The sequence below is a fragment of the Paraburkholderia diazotrophica genome (assembly GCF_900108945.1).
GTDB lineage: Bacteria > Pseudomonadota > Gammaproteobacteria > Burkholderiales > Burkholderiaceae > Paraburkholderia > Paraburkholderia diazotrophica.
In genome coordinates this window covers 113,495-131,410 of sequence record NZ_FNYE01000010.1, presented here as the reverse complement: position 1 = coordinate 131,410, position 17,916 = coordinate 113,495, and the positions used below count along the sequence as shown (strand labels likewise).

The 17,916-nt window shown below is 60.6% G+C and carries 17 protein-coding genes; 13 read left to right on the top strand and 4 right to left on the bottom strand.

The genetic code is table 11. The features are described 5' to 3' along the window. Positions 1–41: 41 nt before the first annotated feature. Both BMW76_RS15340 and BMW76_RS15335 read right to left on the bottom strand, forming a co-directional pair. A complete protein-coding gene (locus BMW76_RS15340) occupies positions 42–836 on the bottom strand; it encodes a molybdopterin-dependent oxidoreductase (RefSeq protein WP_090866363.1) in 795 nt (264 codons plus the stop codon). A 3-nt stretch (positions 837–839) separates the two neighbouring features. Beyond that, entirely contained in the window at positions 840–1,421 is a 582-nt protein-coding gene (locus BMW76_RS15335) for a cytochrome b/b6 domain-containing protein (RefSeq protein WP_090866361.1), read from the bottom strand. 1,351 nt (positions 1,422–2,772) lie between these two features. Between BMW76_RS15335 and BMW76_RS15325 the strand changes: the two genes are divergently transcribed. Beyond that, a complete protein-coding gene (locus BMW76_RS15325) occupies positions 2,773–3,225 on the top strand; it encodes a PA2169 family four-helix-bundle protein (protein ID WP_090866358.1) in 453 nt (150 codons plus the stop codon). Between the two features lie 383 nt (positions 3,226–3,608). Beyond that, positions 3,609–3,740: a hypothetical protein gene (locus BMW76_RS42445; protein ID WP_281248520.1), complete on the top strand. Its 132-nt coding sequence runs from the start codon at positions 3,609–3,611 to the stop codon at positions 3,738–3,740. An 81-nt stretch (positions 3,741–3,821) separates the two neighbouring features. On the opposite strand, the gene BMW76_RS15315 is transcribed toward BMW76_RS42445, so the two are convergent. After that, on the bottom strand, positions 3,822–5,201 hold the full coding sequence (locus BMW76_RS15315; protein WP_090866354.1) for a nicotinate phosphoribosyltransferase: 1,380 nt from the start codon (positions 5,199–5,201) through the stop codon (positions 3,822–3,824). A 180-nt stretch (positions 5,202–5,381) separates the two neighbouring features. Continuing rightward, positions 5,382–6,980, bottom strand: coding sequence for a cytochrome c oxidase subunit I (gene ctaD / locus BMW76_RS15310; protein ID WP_090866352.1), 1,599 nt, complete (start codon positions 6,978–6,980; stop codon positions 5,382–5,384). Positions 6,981–7,193: 213 nt separating this feature from the next. Between ctaD and BMW76_RS15305 the strand changes: the two genes are divergently transcribed. The 11 genes from BMW76_RS15305 to BMW76_RS15255 all read left to right on the top strand — a co-directional run bounded on the left by BMW76_RS15305 (position 7,194) and on the right by BMW76_RS15255 (position 17,729). Beyond that, a complete protein-coding gene (locus tag BMW76_RS15305; RefSeq protein WP_090866351.1) occupies positions 7,194–7,709 on the top strand; it encodes a DUF2244 domain-containing protein in 516 nt (171 codons plus the stop codon). 245 nt (positions 7,710–7,954) lie between these two features. Next, positions 7,955–8,485 carry an SUF system Fe-S cluster assembly regulator gene (locus BMW76_RS15300; RefSeq protein WP_090866349.1) on the top strand — a complete coding sequence of 177 codons (531 nt, stop codon included), beginning with the start codon at positions 7,955–7,957 and terminating at the stop codon, positions 8,483–8,485. A 12-nt stretch (positions 8,486–8,497) separates the two neighbouring features. Then, on the top strand, positions 8,498–9,946 hold the full coding sequence (gene sufB / locus BMW76_RS15295; protein WP_090866347.1) for a Fe-S cluster assembly protein SufB: 1,449 nt from the start codon (positions 8,498–8,500) through the stop codon (positions 9,944–9,946). Positions 9,947–9,959: 13 nt separating this feature from the next. Then, complete coding sequence (gene sufC, locus BMW76_RS15290) at positions 9,960–10,742, top strand: Fe-S cluster assembly ATPase SufC (RefSeq protein WP_090866345.1); 783 nt, start codon at positions 9,960–9,962, stop codon at positions 10,740–10,742. 42 nt (positions 10,743–10,784) lie between these two features. Beyond that, positions 10,785–12,110, top strand: a complete 1,326-nt coding sequence (sufD, locus tag BMW76_RS15285; RefSeq protein ID WP_090866342.1) for a Fe-S cluster assembly protein SufD — start codon at positions 10,785–10,787, stop codon at positions 12,108–12,110. After that, positions 12,107–13,360: a cysteine desulfurase gene (locus tag BMW76_RS15280; protein WP_090866340.1), complete on the top strand. Its 1,254-nt coding sequence runs from the start codon at positions 12,107–12,109 to the stop codon at positions 13,358–13,360. The genes sufD and BMW76_RS15280 overlap by 4 nt, the downstream gene beginning before the upstream one ends. Continuing rightward, the gene (gene sufU, locus BMW76_RS15275; protein WP_090866338.1) at positions 13,357–13,812 is read left to right on the top strand and encodes a Fe-S cluster assembly sulfur transfer protein SufU; all 456 of its coding nucleotides are present in this window, start codon (positions 13,357–13,359) and stop codon (positions 13,810–13,812) included. Before BMW76_RS15280 ends, sufU begins: the two co-directional genes overlap by 4 nt. Before the next feature lie 25 nt (positions 13,813–13,837). Then, positions 13,838–14,197, top strand: coding sequence for an SUF system Fe-S cluster assembly protein (locus BMW76_RS15270; RefSeq protein WP_090866336.1), 360 nt, complete (start codon positions 13,838–13,840; stop codon positions 14,195–14,197). A 1-nt stretch (position 14,198) separates the two neighbouring features. Continuing rightward, on the top strand, positions 14,199–14,531 hold the full coding sequence (locus BMW76_RS15265) for a non-heme iron oxygenase ferredoxin subunit (protein WP_090866333.1): 333 nt from the start codon (positions 14,199–14,201) through the stop codon (positions 14,529–14,531). A 206-nt stretch (positions 14,532–14,737) separates the two neighbouring features. Then, a complete protein-coding gene (locus tag BMW76_RS15260) occupies positions 14,738–15,340 on the top strand; it encodes a hypothetical protein (protein WP_407668961.1) in 603 nt (200 codons plus the stop codon). A gap of 187 nt (positions 15,341–15,527) precedes the next feature. Further along, on the top strand, positions 15,528–17,729 hold the full coding sequence (locus BMW76_RS15255) for a glycoside hydrolase family 28 protein (RefSeq protein WP_143062264.1): 2,202 nt from the start codon (positions 15,528–15,530) through the stop codon (positions 17,727–17,729). Positions 17,730–17,916: the final 187 nt, after the last annotated feature.

Below are 17,916 nucleotides of genomic sequence, written 5' to 3'. Positions count from 1 at the left end.
CCAACTGAATGGTTAAAGGATGGAGAAAAAACATCATTGCCTCACGAGCCACTGAACCAGTTGTAGCCCTGGTTCTCCCAATAGCCGCCCGGATACTGGTTCGTGATTTCGATAGCGACGATATGCTTGGGATTCTTGAAGCCGAGCTTGGTCGGCACGCGCAGCTTCATCGGGAAACCATACTTCGGCGGCAGCACGTCGCCGTCGTAGGTGAGCGTGAGCAGCGTCTGCGCGTGGAGCGCCGTCGGCATGTCGATGCTCGTCCAGTAGTTGTAGTCCGCGCAATGCAGCGACACGTACTTTGCAGTGGTGTCCGCACCCGCGCGGCGCAGGAATTCGGAAAAGCGCACGCCACCCCAGCGACCGATCGCGCTCCATCCTTCGACGCAGATAAGACGCGTGATCTGGCTTTCCTGCGGCAGCGCGCGCAGTTCGTCGAGCGCCCACGTACGCTTGCCGCGCGCGAGGCCGCTGACCTGCAGACGGTAGGTCGCGGCATCGACCTCGGGCACATCGTCGATGTCATAGAACGCGTTGAACGGGAACGGCCGCGTGATCATCGATTCCGGATACGTGGGCGCCAGCCTGTTCGGATCGAACAGCAGCGCCTGCACGTCGTCGTTGAAGAACGAGATGCGGCGCAGCGCGGTATTCACCGCCTTGTCGTTGGTCAGATCGCAACCGGACAGCAGCGCGATACCGCCGAGTGTCAGCAGCCGCCGGCCGAACAGGCGGCGCGCGGGCGATTTGAGTTCGCGCTGTGCGTCGCGGATGATCGATTCCCCGTGCGTCGCGAGAAAGGTGCCTTGTTGCGCAGTTTGCTTGCGGATCGCCATGACTTACCGTCCGCGTATCATCAGCAGCAGCGAGCGCGGCACGAGCGCCACCATCGCGACGTGAATGACGAAAAACGCCACCAGTACGCTCATGCACACGAAGTGCACCACGCGCGCGTTGTCGTATCCGCCCATCAACGCGCGCAGCAGCGGAAACTGCACCGACTTCCATATGGCAAGCCCCGACAACACGATCAGCACGATGTCGACGATCACGACGAGATAGGCGAGCTTCTGCACCGAGTTGTAGTGCGCGAGGTCGTCGTGTTTCAGGCGACCGCGCAGCGCAGCGAGCAGATCGGCGGCCAGCTGTTTCGGCCGGACAGGCAGCAGCTTATGTCGAAAGCGTCCCGATGCCAGATTCAGCGCGAGATAGACGATGAAATTGGCGACCAGCAGCCACATCACTGCGAAATGCCATAGCAGCGCTCCCGCGAGCCAGCCGCCAAGCGTAATCGAAGGTGGAAACTGGATAGCGGGAAAGATCGGCGACGCGTCATAAATCTGCCAGCCGCTCATTACCATCAGCACGACTGCGACAGCATTGATCCAGTGCGTAATCCGCACCCATCCGGGTTGAACCATGTTGTGACTCAAGATCACTCCAGGTTTGGTGGCATTATTCCAGTGCCGCGAGAGCCTTAAAGGCAGACATCGTCAGGGCGTCAACGTCGGCACAGAGCGCTAGCAGGATCGGACAACGTATCGCTCTCCGATCATCAGGGCTGCCATTGCGGCAGAAACGCTAACGCGATTGATCGGCGGTTATTCCGTCAAGCCTGAAAATTTTCTTCTTGTAATCGACGTTTAATGGCGATGCGCATCACGCGGGAGGCCGTCCCGCCGCACGGGCAGCGCAGCATGCCGTATGCCTGGCTTGTTGGTCTGGCGGTCGGATAGGACGGCGAGATCACGACCAAGAGCAAATCGCCTGGTCACGGGCACCCGGTTCAGGTGTCGATCATCGCCTGCACGGTATGTTGGTACAACCGTTTTCAGTTAGCTTGCGCGGCATCGAGGAACCCATGCTCGAGCGTGGCATGACTGAATCGTACGAGACTCTTGCTCACAGGGCGTTAGTCCACCCGATGGAGTGGCGAGTTTGTTTTTTTCGCTGCGCGTACGTTGCATGGCGGCAAGGGCGTCGGTAGATCGTCGAGAAACGCGGTGGCGCAGCGAATCGCGAACGCGAACGCCGACTGGCGATTCGCAAAACGTCCGAGTTCGCCTAGCGATGTGGCCTCGCCATCTTCCTCGAGTATCGACACGCGTGCGACAAACATGTCGCCATTTCGGGTAACTGACGGCTCGATGATCACGCCGTGATGATTGAAAAGCATTATTCCTCCAGGCTGCGTCCGATATGTCGCCGGTTTTCTAACGGAGTCACGCCTTGCTTTCTCTGTGGCGATACCTGCCACATCGTACGGCGCGGTGCAGCATTCGTGCCGGCTGACTGCACAACTGTCAGGAATTCTAGTCGCGCACGAAGCGATTGTGGAAAACGATATGGCGTACGTAAGTCGTACGTTACGGACACTACGTTTCGGTGGGACTTCGCCGTGTCGTTCCTCTACTGCATTTCGGACAGAACTGGACTTCGGGGATCGCGTGCCGAAAGCGGACTCGCATTAGCAACAGCAACGCAGCTCGTCGTTGCCGGGCGCAAGTCCAGGCAAGGTAGGTAGCTCTAAAGCTAACTACCCGCCGAAGTTCGTAAGTTATCCGTTATGAACTGACGCGTAGATCACATGGTGGCGAGCCGAGGATGCGGGCTGTGCGTTCGCTTTGGGCGGCAGCTCGACATCCGCTCCGCGATCGGCTCTCCAGTGTGCGCCCGCTATCGGCGTTTGCTTCGCGGACGGTGCAGCGCCTGACAGGCATGGCACGTGCGGAAGGGGGGCGTCTCATGTGTTTACTTGATGGGAGGGGACCTATGAATACCGACATCATTGCTCTGCTGAACGAGTTGATCGAAACGTCGAAAGACGGCGAGCGCGGATTCATGAAAGCGGCCGAGGAGGTACGGCACGCGAGCGTGAACGATGCATTGCTCGAAAGCGCGGAACTCTGCTCACGTGACGCGCGTGAATTGCAGGACCTCGTATCAGAGCTTGGCGGCAGGCCCAAAAGTGACGGCAGTGTTGCGGGTGCGTTGCATCGCGGCTGGCTCGGTTTGAAGTTCGCAGTCGGCGGCCGCACCGATCACGCAATCCTTGCCGACTGCGAAAAAGACGAAGATGCCGCAGAGAAGCGGTTTCACGATGCACTCGAGCAGGATCTGCCTGTTGATGTTAATGCCGTAATCGAGCGACTTTATCAAGGCGTGGCACAGGATCACGATCGCATTCGCGCATTGCGCGATCAATATGCGCCCGTCAAAGCGTGAACGTTGCTGCCCGTTTAAGGGTGTATCTCCGTTCGTATGATTTCGGGTGGTTCGTGCTTCCCGTGCGCGTCGAGGCAGGCATCTGTAGAAACTGCCGGCCATTGGCAAAATGTACCCGGTGTACCGGGTCCTTGATGGCGAGCCGTTGCTGGGACCCGAACCGTGGAAGACCCTTTCGCAAAACAATGCCGCGTTCAGCTACGACACCCGATCCAGGTCCAACAGCCGTCAGAGGCGGTGGCGTGCTATCGCCACGAGAACCCATCCTGATCTGCGCCACGACTCGCACGTTTGGCGTTCGCTGTCGTTCTGGACGGTTGCAGGTCGTCACGCTATGGCAGGTCATCGGTCAGTACGCGCCGCACGTGAGGCGCTGTCGCGCGATGGCGAATAGCAGCGCGATCTACGAAGAAATGAGGGTAATTTTCACGTCGGTCCCGGACGACGTGCTGGTCGCCATGGCAAACCGTCTTGCTGCGCTGCCGTGGGTGCTCGACGTATGGTTCTGTCCTTGAATGATCGGCCGAATGGAAGTGCGACGTCCGCGATCAGACGGAGCGCCGTACTATATCCGGCTCGCTGCCTTCCACAGCCGGTTAGCGATTGGCGGCAGTCGCGGGCATCGTCGATCTGTCCACCTCACGTGTCAGCGCGCGCAGCGGCTCGGCAACGGTGACGGCGTATGGCCTTGTGCCGTTCATCGCGCGCAGCGCCGCCGGCAGCGCTTCAATCTGAGCTTTGCAATAGACGCGAGCCTGATCGAGCGGTACGGGTGGCTGGATGCGCTGCCCCGCCTGGATGACGGGGCTGAGCAGCGCCACGCCATCCTGTTGATCCGTTGCAAGGGTGAGCACATCGTGCAGCAGGCGGCCGCTTTCATCGACGTACCGATATACCTGCTTTCGGCCCGGCCACGTGGCTTTGTGCTCCGAGCGTTTGCGACGTGCCCGACCGGCATATTCCTGCAGCTTGTAGACACAGTCCAGGTACGGTGCGTCAGCCGATGTGCCCACATGCGTGCCCACGCCATAACCATCGATGGGTGCGCCTTGCTGTTGCAGTGCTTCCAGCCGGTATTCATCCAGATTTCCGCTTGCAAATATCTGCGTCTGCCGCAGCCCGCCCGCATCCAGAATGGCGCGCACGCGCCGCGCGTGCTCCCCAAGGTCGCCACTGTCGATTCGAACCCCGCGGATTTCGATCCCATCTGTCCTGAGCCGGTGGGCGAGCGCGACCACCTTGCTGGCGGCGGCTTCCGTATCGTATGTATCGATCAGCAGCGTATTGTTTGCCTGGGCACGCGCGAATGCCTCGAACGCATCCAGTTCATCGTCATGCACCTGAATGAACGAATGCGCCATGGTGCCGAACAACGGGATGCCGAAGGAGACGTTCGCCGATACGGTTGCAGTGCCGGCAAATCCCGCCAGATAGCTGGCGCGCGCCGAGAGCAAGGCCGCTTCTGCTCCATGCGCCCGCCGCAGGCCGAAATCGATCACGGGCTTGTCCGCCGCAGCCTGCACACAACGGGCAGCCTTGCTGGCAACGAGCGTCTGGTAATGCAGCAGATTGAGCAGCCGGCTCTCCACCAGTTGAGCCTCGCGCAGCGGCGCGGCAATCTGGAGCAAGGGCTCGTTCGGAAAGCACACTGTACCTTCGGGCATGGCCAGGACGTCGCCAGTGAAGTGCAGATCGGCAAGCGATGCGATGAATGCCGGGGTAAAACGCCCGCTTCGATGCAGCCAGTCGCGCTCATCGTCGCGCAGATGCAGAGCGGTCAGATATCCAATGGCCTGTTCCAGCCCTGCCGCGACGAGAAAATTGCGCTGCGGCGGTAGCGTCCGGACGAATAGTTCGAACACCGCAAGCCCGTTCATGCCACGCTCGAAATAAGCCTGCAGCATGGTGAGTTCGTACAGGTCGGTTAGCAACGCACCGTCACAGGACGGCACGCCCGCTGTGTCACTGATCGGCATACGTTCCTCCTCCTGATGTTGCGTGCAAGCGTCCTTATCGCTCACATACGGTTCGTGAAGGTTCCATTCGCGAACGGACCCAGCTCACAGGACTTGCTGAAATCCGTCTGTGCCGCGGAAAAGCGGACCTTATCGGCCGCATTCTTCATGTGTGGATATTGTCGGGGCACCGTCGTCCGCCTACTGGACCACTGGCGGAGTCTCGAACGTGTGATAAGGCGCGGGCGCAGGGACAGTCCATTCGAGCCCAGCGGCACCGTCCCACGGTTTCGCATCTGCACGTTTCAGGTCGCCGCCTCCGCGATACACGGGCAGCGCCACCGCGAACAGAAAATAGACCTGCGACAGGCCGAAGATGAATGCACCGATTGTCGAAACCTGATTCCAGTCTGTGAATTGCGCCGGATAGTCGGCATACCGCCGCGGCATGCCGGCGAGCCCCAGGAAATGCATCGGAAAGAACGTCAAATTGAACGCAATCATCGTAAGCCAGAAATGGAGCTTGCCGCGCGTCTCGCTGTACATCCACCCGGTCCATTTCGGCGACCAGAAATACCAGCCCGCGAATAGCGCGAACAGCGACCCCGCCACCAGCACGTAATGGAAGTGGGCCACGATGAAATACGTGCCGTGGTACTGGATGTCGAGGGGAGCCATCGCCAGCATCAGGCCCGTAAAGCCGCCCATCGTGAAGACAAAGATGAAACCGATGGCGAACAGCATCGGCGTTTCGTAGGTAATCGCGCCGCGCCACATGGTGGCCGTCCAGTTGAACACCTTCACGCCCGTGGGCACCGCGATCAGCATGGTTGCGTACATGAAAAAGAGTTGTCCTGTCACGCTCATGCCGATGGTGAACATATGGTGGGCCCAGACGAGAAACGACAGGATTGCGATAGCGGCGCCCGCATACACCATCGAGCTGTAGCCGAACAGCGGCTTTCGCGAGAAAGCTGGAATGACGTGCGAAATGATCCCGAACGCCGGCAGGATCATGATGTACACCTCGGGGTGACCAAAGAACCAGAAGATGTGGATGTAGATCACCGGGTCGCCGCCACCTGCGGGGTTGAAGAACGACGTGCCGAAATGTCGATCGAACAGCAGCATCGTGACGTCGCCCGCGAGCACGGGCATCACTGCAATCAGCAGATAAGCCGTGATCAGCCACATCCATGCGAACAGCGGCAGCTTCATGATGATCATGCCCGGCGCACGCAGGTTGAGGATCGTCACGATGATATTGATCGCGCCCATGATCGACGAAGCGCCCATGATGTGGACGGCGAAGATGGTCAGATCCATGGCGGGACCCTGCTGGACGGACAGCGGCGCGTACATGGTCCAGCCGGCCGCCATTGCGCCGCCCGGCGCGAGGAATGATCCGACCAGCAGCAGCGCGCCCGCGACCAGAAGCCAGAAGCTGAAGTTGTTGAGGCGCGCGAACGCCATGTCGGATGCGCCGAGCTGCAGCGGCAGCAACCAGTTTGCGAATCCGACGAATGCCGGCATGATCGCGCCAAAAATCATGACGAGACCGTGAAGCCCCGTGAGCTGGTTAAAGAACTCGGGTCGCATGATCTGCAGTCCGGGCTCGAATAGCTCCGAACGTATCAGCAGCGCAAAGACACCGCCAATGAGGAACATCAGAAACGAGAACGTCAGGTACAACGTGCCGATGTCCTTGTGATTGGTCGTCAGGAGCCAGCGCAGCACGCCCTCGGGCGGGCCGGCATGTTCGTGATGGGGATGAACAGGTGTCGGTGTCGCGCGATTCATTGACACACACTCCGGGAGATGGGCCAATACTTCGCACTTGCATGCGATGTGCCTCGCAGTGATGCCGTGAGGGCATGAGTGAGGCCGTTGCAGCTCGCCGTTGCCGTTGCGGACGCACTGGGGAATGGTTATTGCACAACCGCGATTGCACGTCGCGTCGCGCGGCTTGATCCGTCGACGTGCGCAGCAAGGAAGCAAAAGGTGAAGTAACAGATGTATGCAGACTGGCGCAGCGCGAGTGGCCCAAGCGGCGGCCCCGGCGATGGCTGCCATCGTGAATGCCAATGGCGCTTAAGGCGCAACTGTGCGCTATCTCCCCGGCAATCCGCGGGCGCCATTGGTGCGCTGATCGGGCTTGTGGCCGCGACGGCCGTGTTCTTCGGCATTTTTTTGCAGCTGTGGCTGGTGTTGCCATTCGCTGCCTTATGCGCCGCTGCCGTGGCGTCATCGTTCGTCTGCTACGCGCGCCATGCGACCGATGGCGAGACGGTGACGCTCGACTCGCTGACGCTCGTGATCGAGGCAGACGATGGCGCGATGCATCGCGTGTACCGGATGCGCCCAGGCTGGCTGCGCGTGATCGTGGATAGCGGCCACGGTACGGATGTTTCCGTGTACCTGTGCGAGAGCAATCAGCGCGTCGAGATCGGCCGGGAGATCAGCGCGGCGTCCCGTCTGGAATTCGCGACCCAGTTGCGGCGAGAGCTTGCCAGGGGACTCCTGTCATAAGCAGCAATCGCATGCGGGTACCTGTCGCCGCGCTCTAGCAGCGAATCGAACGTGATTGGCCGCCACCTTGCAAAGTGGAAATATCTACGTCCTGGCCCCGACCAGCCCTAACGCGACCGCATGCGTAGAACGTCTACACGTAGTGATGTCTTTCTTTTTTTAAGGACAACAGAGTGCTAGCCTCATCTATGAATCAGGACTGATTGGGTACGGATTCGATGCGGTGAATTCGGGGAGGGACATCCATGCTGCGGATGAGCAAGCTTGCCGACTATGCGACGGTGATCATGATCGCGATGGCACGTGATGCGGACGCCGTGAAGAGTGCCGGCAGCCTCGCACAAGCCACGGGCATCCCGGCCCCGACCGTGTCGAAATTGATGAAGATGCTCGCGCGCGGTGGTGTGCTGGCGTCAGTGCGAGGGGTGAGCGGCGGATATCAGCTCGCTCTGCCGCCGCAGCGGATCGCGCTGTCCGATGTGATCGCCGTCGTCGACGGGCCGTTCGGGATGACCGAATGCAGCGCGTTGCCGGGGCTATGCACGCAGGAGGCAGTATGCAGCGCACGCGCAAACTGGCAGCGGGTCAACCGGCTGATATTCGAAGCGCTAAGCCTGGTGTCGCTCGCCGATATGGCCGGTCCGACGCTTAGCGAGATCGATATCGGCGCGATTCGCACGCGCGGCCTGTTGCCGTTGGGGCATACGGAAATCGATCGCACGCGTGCGGTTTCAGGCTCGCCACACCGGACAGTCATCCGGCCCCAGCAACGATGAAGGAGGGCATGCATGAGTTCGACCACGTCCAGAATCGATGATCTGATCCGGCGCGAATACAAGCATGGGTTCGTGACGGATGTGCTGTCCGATACGTTGCCGCGCGGCGTGTCCGAGGACGTCATCCGGCTGATTTCAGAAAAGAAGAACGAACCCGATTTCATGCTCGAATGGCGGCTCGCGGCCTATCGTCACTGGCTGACGATGAGCGAGCCGCACTGGGCCACCGTCGAGCATCCGCCGATCGATTATCAGGACATTGCCTACTATTCGGCGCCTGTTGCTCCGAAGGATCGCCCGAAGAGCCTCGACGAGGTCGATCCCGAGTTGCTTCGCACGTACGAGAAACTTGGCGTGCCGCTGAAGGAGCGCGAGATTCTCGCAGGTGTCGCAGTGGATGCGGTGTTCGACAGCGTGTCGGTCGCGACGACATTCCGCGAGAAGCTCGGCGCGCTCGGCATCGTGTTCTGTTCGTTCTCGGAGGCGGTGCAGACTCATCCTGAACTCGTGCGGCAATATCTCGGCTCGGTAGTGCCACACACCGACAACTTCTTCGCTGCGCTGAACTCTGCCGTGTTCAGTGACGGATCGTTTTGCTACATCCCGCCGGGCGTGCATTGCCCGGTCGAACTGTCCACGTACTTTCGCATCAACGCGCAGAACACGGGACAGTTCGAGCGGACGCTGATCATCGCGGACAAGGGCGCATACGTCAGTTACCTGGAAGGCTGTACCGCGCCGATGCGCGACGAAAACCAGCTGCACGCGGCGGTGGTTGAGCTGGTCGCGCTGGAGGGTGCGCAGATCCGCTATTCGACGGTGCAGAACTGGTATCCGGGCGATGCGCACGGGCGTGGTGGAATCTACAACTTCGTGACCAAGCGCGGCGATTGCCGTGAAGCAGACTCGAAGATTTCATGGACGCAAGTCGAAACGGGCTCGGCGATTACGTGGAAATACCCAAGCGTAATTCTGCAAGGCGATAACGCGGTCGGCGAGTTCTATTCGGTGGCGCTCACCAACAACTATCAGCAGGCCGACACGGGAACGAAGATGACGCATCTGGGCCGAAACACACGCAGCACGATCTTGTCGAAGGGCATTTCTGCGGGACATGGCAGCAACGCCTATCGCGGGCTCGTGAAAGTCGCCCGCTCGGCTGAGGACGCCCGCAACTACACGCAGTGCGATTCGCTGCTGCTTGGCGATCGATGCAGTGCCCTCACGTTTCCGTATATCGAGGTGAAGAACCCGACTGCGAAGGTCGAACACGAGGCATCGACGTCGCGCATCGGCGAGGACCAGCTCTTCTACTGCCGACAGCGCGGCCTGTCGGAAGAGGATGCGGTGTCGATGATCGTCAACGGCTTTTGCAAGGAAGTCTTCAAGGAACTGCCGATGGAGTTCGCGGTGGAAGCACAAAAGCTGCTTGGCGTGAGTCTGGAAGGCAGCACAGGCTGATGGTGCAAAGATCATGCTTGAAATCAGCAATCTGAGCGTTGAAGTGGAAGGCAAGCCGATTTTGCGCGGAGTGGATCTGCGCGTGAACGCGGGCGAGGTACACGCGATCATGGGCCCGAACGGTTCGGGAAAAAGCACGCTTGCGCACGTGTTGGCGGGTCATGCGCATTACTGCGTGACGGGCGGCAGCGTGCAGTACGCGGGTCATGATCTGCTCGCGCTTGCGCCAGAAGATCGCGCGCGGCAAGGGCTTTTTCTCGCGTTTCAGTATCCCGTCGAAATACCGGGCGTAAGCAACGTGTACCTGCTGAAGGCCGCGTTGAATGAACAGCGCAAGCATCGCGGCGAGTCCGAAATGGACGCTATGGAATTCCTGCAGGCGGTCAAGGAGAAGATGTCGCTCATGCAGATGGACGAGAGCTTGCTGTATCGCGCCGTCAACGAAGGATTTTCGGGGGGCGAGAAGAAGCGCAACGAAATCCTGCAAATGGCGGTACTGGAGCCGCGCCTCGCGATTCTCGACGAGACCGATTCGGGCCTCGATATCGACGCGCTGCAGGTCGTGGCGCGGGGCGTCAACCAGATGCGCAGCGCGGATCGCGCAATCGTGCTGGTCACGCATTATCAGCGTCTGCTCGAGTACATCGTGCCCGACTATGTGCACGTGCTTTCGCACGGACGCATTGCGAAATCCGGGACCCGCGAGCTGGCAGTTGAACTGGAACGCAAGGGTTACGGCTGGCTCGATGCAGATGCGCCGGCTGAGCCGCATTCCGGGTCGCCTGGCGCGCACTGACGCGAGGTGGTCACACGTGATATCGCGAGGAGCAGACGTCAAATGAGTGAGACGACGCTCGAGTACCTCCATCAAGCATTCGAGACCCTGTCGAGGACACTGCCCGGCGCGGAACTCCGCTGGCTGCGCAGCGCACGGCGCCATGCGTTCGAGCAGTTCGAAGAGCTTGGCTTTCCCACGACGCAGCTCGAAGACTGGAAGTACACGAATGTGGCCACCATCGCGAAGCGGCCGTGGCATTTCACTTCGCCGCACAGTGACCACCTGGATGTTTCCGGCATTGTCGACGATCTCGTGCCCGACAAGGAGGTGGGCCGGCTCGTGTTCGTCAACGGCCGCCATATGCCGAGACTGTCGCGCATGCCGGCGTTGCCGGAGGGCGCATTCGTCGGCAGTCTGACACGCGCGATCCGCGAGGTGCCGGAGCGGCTGCGGGCAGTCGTCGAACAGCCGCCGCCGCATGATGGCTTTGCGGCGTTGAATACGGCATTGCTGAGTGACGGATACGTACTCCTGCTGCCACCCGACTGCACGATCGAGACGCCGCTCGTCATGCTTTTCCTGACCGACGAAGCCGGCCTCGCGATGCATCCCTTCAACGCGATACTGGCCGACGCGCGCTCGCGCTGCTCGGTTGTCGAGCAGTTCGCAGGCATCGCAGACGATGCGTATCTCCTCAACACGGTAACGAAGATCGTGGCCGGCGACGAGGCGAACGTCCAGCATTGCCGCGTCCAGCAGGAAGCGCGCAGCGCCTTTCACATCGCGCGCGTCGGCGTCACGCAGCAGCGTGCAAGCCGCTTTACGTCACATTCTTTCGCGCTTGGCGGTGCGCTATCACGCACGGAGATCGACACAGCGCTCCGGGATGTCGATGCATACGCCGAACTGAACGGCCTGTATTTCGTGGGCGCGCGGCAGCATGTCGATCATCACACGCGCATCGACCACGAGAAGCCGGATGGCACGAGCCGCGAATACTACCGTGGGGTGCTCGACGGCGCATCACATGGCGTATTCAACGGCAACGTAATCGTGCGTAAGGACGCGCAGCGAACCGACACGCATCAGGCGAACTACAACCTCCTGCTCTCGCGTGACGCGCAAATAGACACGAAGCCGCAACTGGAAATTCACGCCGACGACGTGAAATGCACGCATGGCGCGACCGTCGGTCAGCTCGACGAAAACCAGTTGTTCTATCTGCGCTCGTGCGGCATCGACGAACGCATTGCGCGGGCTTTGCTCGTATGGGGGTTTGCGCGCGATAGCGTGGAGCGGGTGAATATCGGCGCAGTGCGCAGCAGACTGAAGAAACTGCTTCTGACACGCGTGCCGGAAGGCGAGCATATGCGGGGGCTGATATGAAGCCGTTCGAACCTGTGTGCATCCCCGACACGGATACCGTCGCGCGCTGGCGAAGCGATTTTCCGATTCTGCGCGAACGTGTGCGCGACGCGCCGCTGGTCTATCTCGACAACGGGGCGACAACCCAGAAACCTTCCGTCGTGATCGATGCGGAACGCGCCTATTACGAGCACATGAACGCCAACGTGCATCGCGGCGTGCATCACCTGTCGCAGTGCGCCACCGACGCCTACGAAGCCGCACGTGCGCGGATCGCCCGCTTTATCAACGCGGCAAGGGCAGAGGAAATCGTGTACGTCCGCGGCACGACGGAGGCGATCAACCTCGTCGCGCAAAGCTATCTGCGTCCGCTCGCGAAGCCTGGTGACGAGATCGTCATCAGCGCAATGGAGCATCACTCGAACATCGTGCCGTGGCAACTCCTGTGCGAGCAGACGGGCGCGGTGCTGAAGGTCGTGCCGATCGACGACAGCGGCGCGCTCGATGTCGATGCCTACGCGCGGATGATTGGCGAGCGCACGCGCCTGGTGTCGATCGCGCATGTATCGAACGCGCTGGGCACCATCAACCCGGTTGCGCGATTGATCGAAATCGCGCATGCGCGCGGCGTGCCGGTGCTGGTCGACGGTGCGCAAGCGATCGCACATCTGGCCGTCGACGTGCGGGCGCTCGATTGCGATTTCTACGCGTTTTCAGGGCACAAGGTGTATGGGCCGACGGGAATCGGCGCGCTATACGCGCGCGCGGACAAGCTGGAAGCGATGCCGCCGTGGCAAGGCGGTGGCGACATGATTCGCTCGGTGACATTCGAGAAGACCGATTACAACGCCATTCCATGGAAATTCGAGGCAGGCACGCCGAACATCTGCGGTGCGATCGCGCTTGCGGTGGCGCTCGATTATGTGGGCACAATCGGCGCCGATGCGATCAGCGCACATGAGGCCGACCTGCTCGCGTATGCGACGGATGCGATGCGCGCCATCCCGCATCTGAGGCTGATTGGCACCGCGCATGAAAAGGCGGCGATCGTGTCGTTCGTGCTCGACCGGGTGCACGCGCACGACGTCGGCACGATCCTCGATCATCACGGCGTCGCTGTGCGCGCGGGCCATCATTGCGCGATGCCCGTCATGCAGCGCTATGGCGTGCCAGCAACCGTGCGCGCTTCGTTTGCGCTGTACAACACGCGGTCCGACGTCGACGCGCTGGTCGAAGGAATAGCGCGTGTGCACGAGGTGTTTGGACAATGAGCAGTCTGCGCGATCTCTATCAGGAAGTCATTTTCGACCACTACCGACGGCCGCGAAACTGTCATGCACTGGCCAATGCGAATCACAGGGCGGAAGGATACAACCCGCTGTGCGGAGACCGTATCACGCTGTATCTGCGCATTGAAGACGGTGTCGTGAAGGACGCGGGATTCGAGGGCACGGGTTGTGCGATCGCGATTGCGTCGGCTTCGCTGATGACGGAGTCGCTGAAGGGCCGCAGCGAGCAGGAAATCGAGGCGCTCTTCGGCTCGTTCCACGACATGGTGACGATGCCGGCGGACGCGCCGACGCAAAATGAAGCAGGGCTCGGCAAGCTCGCGGCGCTTTCCGGCGTGCGCGAGTTTCCAGCGCGCGTGAAGTGCGCGACGCTCGCATGGCATACGCTGCACGCGGCTTTGCACGACGAGCACGGCACGATATCGACGGAATGATGCAGCGAGTAGCGAGGCGAGTGACATGAGTGGATTCGACTGGTTGAAACGGGATGACGACGCGCCCGGACCCGGCAACGGAGGTCTGCGCGTGCGCGTGATCGAAGCGTTGCGTACGGTGTTCGACCCGGAAATTCCCGTCAACATCTACGATCTCGGGCTGGTGTATGACCTGAACGTGGACGACAAGGCAGGCGACGTGGCGATCCGCATGACGCTGACTGCGCCGGGTTGTCCCGTTGCGCAGACGTTTCCCGCGACGGTCGAGGACGCCGTGTATTCCGTCGCAGGCGTGAACGGTGTACGAGTGGAACTGGTGTGGGACCCGCCGTGGACGAAAGAGCGGATGTCCGACGCCGCGCGTTTGCAGCTGGGGATGCTTTGACATGTCAGACTGGGTCGATGTCGCGGCGCTGACCGATTTCCCGCCGGGTTCGGTGCGCAGTGTCGACGTGGACGGCGCACAGGTGGCGGTGTTCAACCTGGATGGCACCTGTTACGCGATTGAGGATGTCTGCACGCACGACGGGGGCATTCTGACTGGCGGTGAGGTAGAGGAAGACGTGGTCGTGTGTCCGCGTCATGGCGCGCGTTTCTGCATCAAGACGGGCAGGGTGCTTGCGCCGCCGGCCTATGAAGACGTCGCGGTGTTTCCGGTGCGCGTCGAGGCCGGTATCGTGCAGGTGCGCGACGCGCGGTGGGACGAGAGTAGCTTCTGATCCGGGCGATCCACTGCGAGCGGGAGCACCGTCGGCGCAGGCATAAGACCTGCCAAGTGGGAAGCATGGACAGCCAGGGTGTCGACGTTGCCGATTGCGGCCACGCCCGTTCCTGTTGCGCCTTCCGACCGGTAAGTTTGGCGCGTACAAATTGCAACGGGCCGGTAAGTCTCGCGTGGCTGCCCAATTCGGCTGACATAGCCTGAATGTCGACCTCTACGCCATTGACCGGCGCAGATGACATCAACCGATGGCTGACCGTCAGGGAGACCGTTATGGAACTTCATCTCCATTCTCATCATTTCACGCATCGCATGCCGGACTGGCGGGCGGCCGTCTGGGCAGGCGCGATCGCTGGCGCGGTATTTCTGCTGTTGGGCGCCTTTCTGATGGCCGTCGTGACAGAGCAGGACCCAAGGGTGCCGCCTCACATGATCGCGGCAATCATACTGGGCCGCGGTGCGATGCAATCCGCCGAGGCGCTTCCCGTCGGCATCGTCGTCGCGGCATTGGTCGTGCATTTCGCGCTGGCCGTGCTGTTTGCGGTGATCCTGAGTGTGATCATCGCGTCATTCAGCCTGGACTCCAGCCTGGCGATGGCGTCGCTCGCGGGCCTCGCGTTTGGCCTCGGCATTTATCTGATCAATTTCTACGGCATGACGCGGTTCTTCCCCTGGTTCGCAGAGGCACGGAACTGGGCGAATGTTCTTGCGCACATTGTGTTTGGCGTCGTCGCGGCGGGCGCCTATATGAGACTGGAGCGAAAGGTGAGACAGTCAGGCGAATCAGATACGGGGGACGTCAGATAGGCGCGTTTATGAGGCCCGCTTGTCAGGCCCGCGTCCGTGTCATCCGCCAGGGGCGGCCCGGACAAGCTTCGCAAAGAGGGCACGCGTTCATCAAAATTGCCGTGGCCTGAACACTGGATGCGGCACAAGCAACAACACGCGATAAACGCGCTTGCGGTCTTCGCCGCTGCGTCTCGTGGAGACACGCGTGAAAGAGGGACCTCGCCAGCTAGTGAGATCTGGCTGCTTCACCGTTTGTGCGACGCTGGCCGTCAGTGCCCTGTTTGGCGGCATTTCCAACTCCACGGCAGGGCAGTATCGGAATGGGCCAGGCGGTCACATACCTCTGGCTACGGGAAGCCATGTGCAGGGGACGCCCGCGGCAAAAGGTCCGTTCTTCAACATCACGAAATTCGGCGCGATGTCGAATGGTCCCGCGCTCGCCAATCAGGCCGCGATCAATAAGGCCATTGTGACAGCCGCTCGTGTCGGAGGCACGGTCGTCATTCCAGCGGGCGTGTTCAAAACCTACACGATCCATCTGGCCAGCAACGTCGCGTTGCACTTCGAGTCGACGCATTCCGTTTTGCGCGCGGCCATACCGGGGACGGGAGCAGGAGAGGACGGCGGCTTCTATGACGCACCCGAGCCGAATCCATACGTCGGGCTTCAGGATGAGGGCCACAGTCACTGGGCGAACAGCCTGATTGTCGGCGATAGCGTAAAGCACATCATGATTTCAGGGCCGGGGCTGATAAACGGCAGCTACCTCGGGCCGGACGGCAAGACCGTGAAGGTCCTGACGAGTTCTGATGTTGCCGAAGTGACCGCGCGCACGGCTGCCGGCAAACCCGGTGGCGCCAACAAGGCCATCGCGCTGAAGAATGCCGCGGACGTCGTCTTCCGCGATTTCAGGATCAAATACGGCGGTCATTTCGCCATTCTCGGAACAGGTGTCAGGAATTGGACCGTTGACGGTATTCTTGTCGACAGCAATCGGGATGGTATCGACATCGATGCATCGCAGGATGTCACGATCAGAAACTCGACGTTCAACACCCTCAATGACGACGCGGTCGTGCTCAAGGGCACGTTTGCGTTAGGCCGATATGCACCGACACGTAACGTGCTGATCGAAAACTGCACGGTAAGCGGCTATGACACGGGCTCGGTGCTGGACAGGACTTACAGCGTCCAGCAATCAGGACCGCCTGATGGGCCAACAGGTCGAATCAAGCTGGGCACGGAAAGTACAACCGGGTTCGATACAGTGACTGTTCGTCATATCAGATTCGATCGCTCAAGAGGTTTCGCGCTGGAGTCGGTCGATGGAGCGGCGCTAAAGAACGTCATATTCACAGACGTGACGATGACGCATGTTACGAGCGCGCCGATATTCATCATACTCGGCGACCGCGGCCGCAGTCCTGTCACCGGGAACAGCGCCGATGAATCGTTAGCGCCTGTCGACACGGTGCGCCTCGACGATCGCGAATGGGTTCTGCCAAACAGACCTGCTTACGGAACCCATCCAGCCGTGCGCTATATCCCGTCATACAATCGCAACCAGATTGTGTCCGGTGAAGGCGGGAGCCATTTCGCAGTCGTGAATCAGGCTGCTCCGACGCAATTGAACGCCGCGTCGGTTCGACCTCGTGATCCTCTGTACGCGAATGCAGTCGGCGCGCCGTTCGCGACATTGGAAAACGTTGCGATCAGTAACGTGAAGATCACCGATTCAGATCCACGCTTTCCGATCATCATCACGGGCCTGGTCGATCATCCCGTGCGCAACGTGAGCATCCAGAACGTGAGTGTCGGATTCAGGGGCGGCCTGAAGATGCGGGACGCCGTGGAGCAGTCAGCTGATCACAATGAGGCGTTGCTGCCGCGCATCGGCTGGGACCCTGAAGCGAGGGACGGGAAAGGCGGCTGGACGGACGATCCGTACAACATCCCCGAGGCGCCGCGTGAATATCCGGAGCCCAGCATGTACGGAGTTCTTCCCGCGTATGGTCTTTACGCCCGTCACGTGCAAGGCTTGAAGATGCGCAACGTCAGGCTCTCTTATGGCGCCGAAGACGAGCGGCCACCTGTCGTACTGGATGATGTTCGCGATAGCAGCTTTATCGGTTTCGCGGCGATGGCAAAATCGGGAACACCAGATTTTGTTATGGTCACCAATGCGAGAAAGCGCGAAGCGGAGAACGAGTTTGTGCCGGACTTTCCCTATCGCATGACGACTGTCAGCAATGTGTTCACGCCGCCGGATGCAACGAAGCGTGCCGTCACCATTCTGCGCCCCGCACCGGGCACACCACCAGACCGCCTGTATGGCTATCCAACCGTGCCGAGCGCGGTGCATCCGTATGCTTACGCGACTCCCGATACTTCGTATCGTCCGCGTTGACGATACAGATCATTCGCTTTCTTGTTGAACAGTGGCGTCGAGTACTCCGGAGTGGGTATTTGGATTCGCTGCGGGACGTTGTATTTTTTCTCAATCCTTTGACGGTGATTACGGCTTGCGGAGAAGCGGCGTGCCAGACAGCACATAAAGTCCAGTTGCTGATATTCGCATCAGGCGCGCGAATCCA

Coding starts and splice junctions, on each gene's coding strand:
- sufC (WP_090866345.1), top strand. CDS start 9,960: ATGCTTGAAATCAGCAATCTGAGCGTTGAAGTGGAAGGCAAGCCGATT.
- BMW76_RS15300 (WP_090866349.1), top strand. CDS start 7,955: ATGCTGCGGATGAGCAAGCTTGCCGACTATGCGACGGTGATCATGATC.
- sufD (WP_090866342.1), top strand. CDS start 10,785: ATGAGTGAGACGACGCTCGAGTACCTCCATCAAGCATTCGAGACCCTG.
- BMW76_RS42445 (WP_281248520.1), top strand. CDS start 3,609: ATGGCGAATAGCAGCGCGATCTACGAAGAAATGAGGGTAATTTTCACG.
- BMW76_RS15340 (WP_090866363.1), bottom strand. CDS start 836: ATGGCGATCCGCAAGCAAACTGCGCAACAAGGCACCTTTCTCGCGACG.
- BMW76_RS15270 (WP_090866336.1), top strand. CDS start 13,838: ATGAGTGGATTCGACTGGTTGAAACGGGATGACGACGCGCCCGGACCC.
- BMW76_RS15260 (WP_407668961.1), top strand. CDS start 14,738: ATGTCGACCTCTACGCCATTGACCGGCGCAGATGACATCAACCGATGG.
- BMW76_RS15265 (WP_090866333.1), top strand. CDS start 14,199: ATGTCAGACTGGGTCGATGTCGCGGCGCTGACCGATTTCCCGCCGGGT.
- ctaD (WP_090866352.1), bottom strand. CDS start 6,980: ATGAATCGCGCGACACCGACACCTGTTCATCCCCATCACGAACATGCC.
- BMW76_RS15305 (WP_090866351.1), top strand. CDS start 7,194: ATGTATGCAGACTGGCGCAGCGCGAGTGGCCCAAGCGGCGGCCCCGGC.
- sufB (WP_090866347.1), top strand. CDS start 8,498: ATGAGTTCGACCACGTCCAGAATCGATGATCTGATCCGGCGCGAATAC.
- BMW76_RS15325 (WP_090866358.1), top strand. CDS start 2,773: ATGAATACCGACATCATTGCTCTGCTGAACGAGTTGATCGAAACGTCG.
- BMW76_RS15335 (WP_090866361.1), bottom strand. CDS start 1,421: ATGGTTCAACCCGGATGGGTGCGGATTACGCACTGGATCAATGCTGTC.
- sufU (WP_090866338.1), top strand. CDS start 13,357: ATGAGCAGTCTGCGCGATCTCTATCAGGAAGTCATTTTCGACCACTAC.
- BMW76_RS15315 (WP_090866354.1), bottom strand. CDS start 5,201: ATGCCGATCAGTGACACAGCGGGCGTGCCGTCCTGTGACGGTGCGTTG.
- BMW76_RS15280 (WP_090866340.1), top strand. CDS start 12,107: ATGAAGCCGTTCGAACCTGTGTGCATCCCCGACACGGATACCGTCGCG.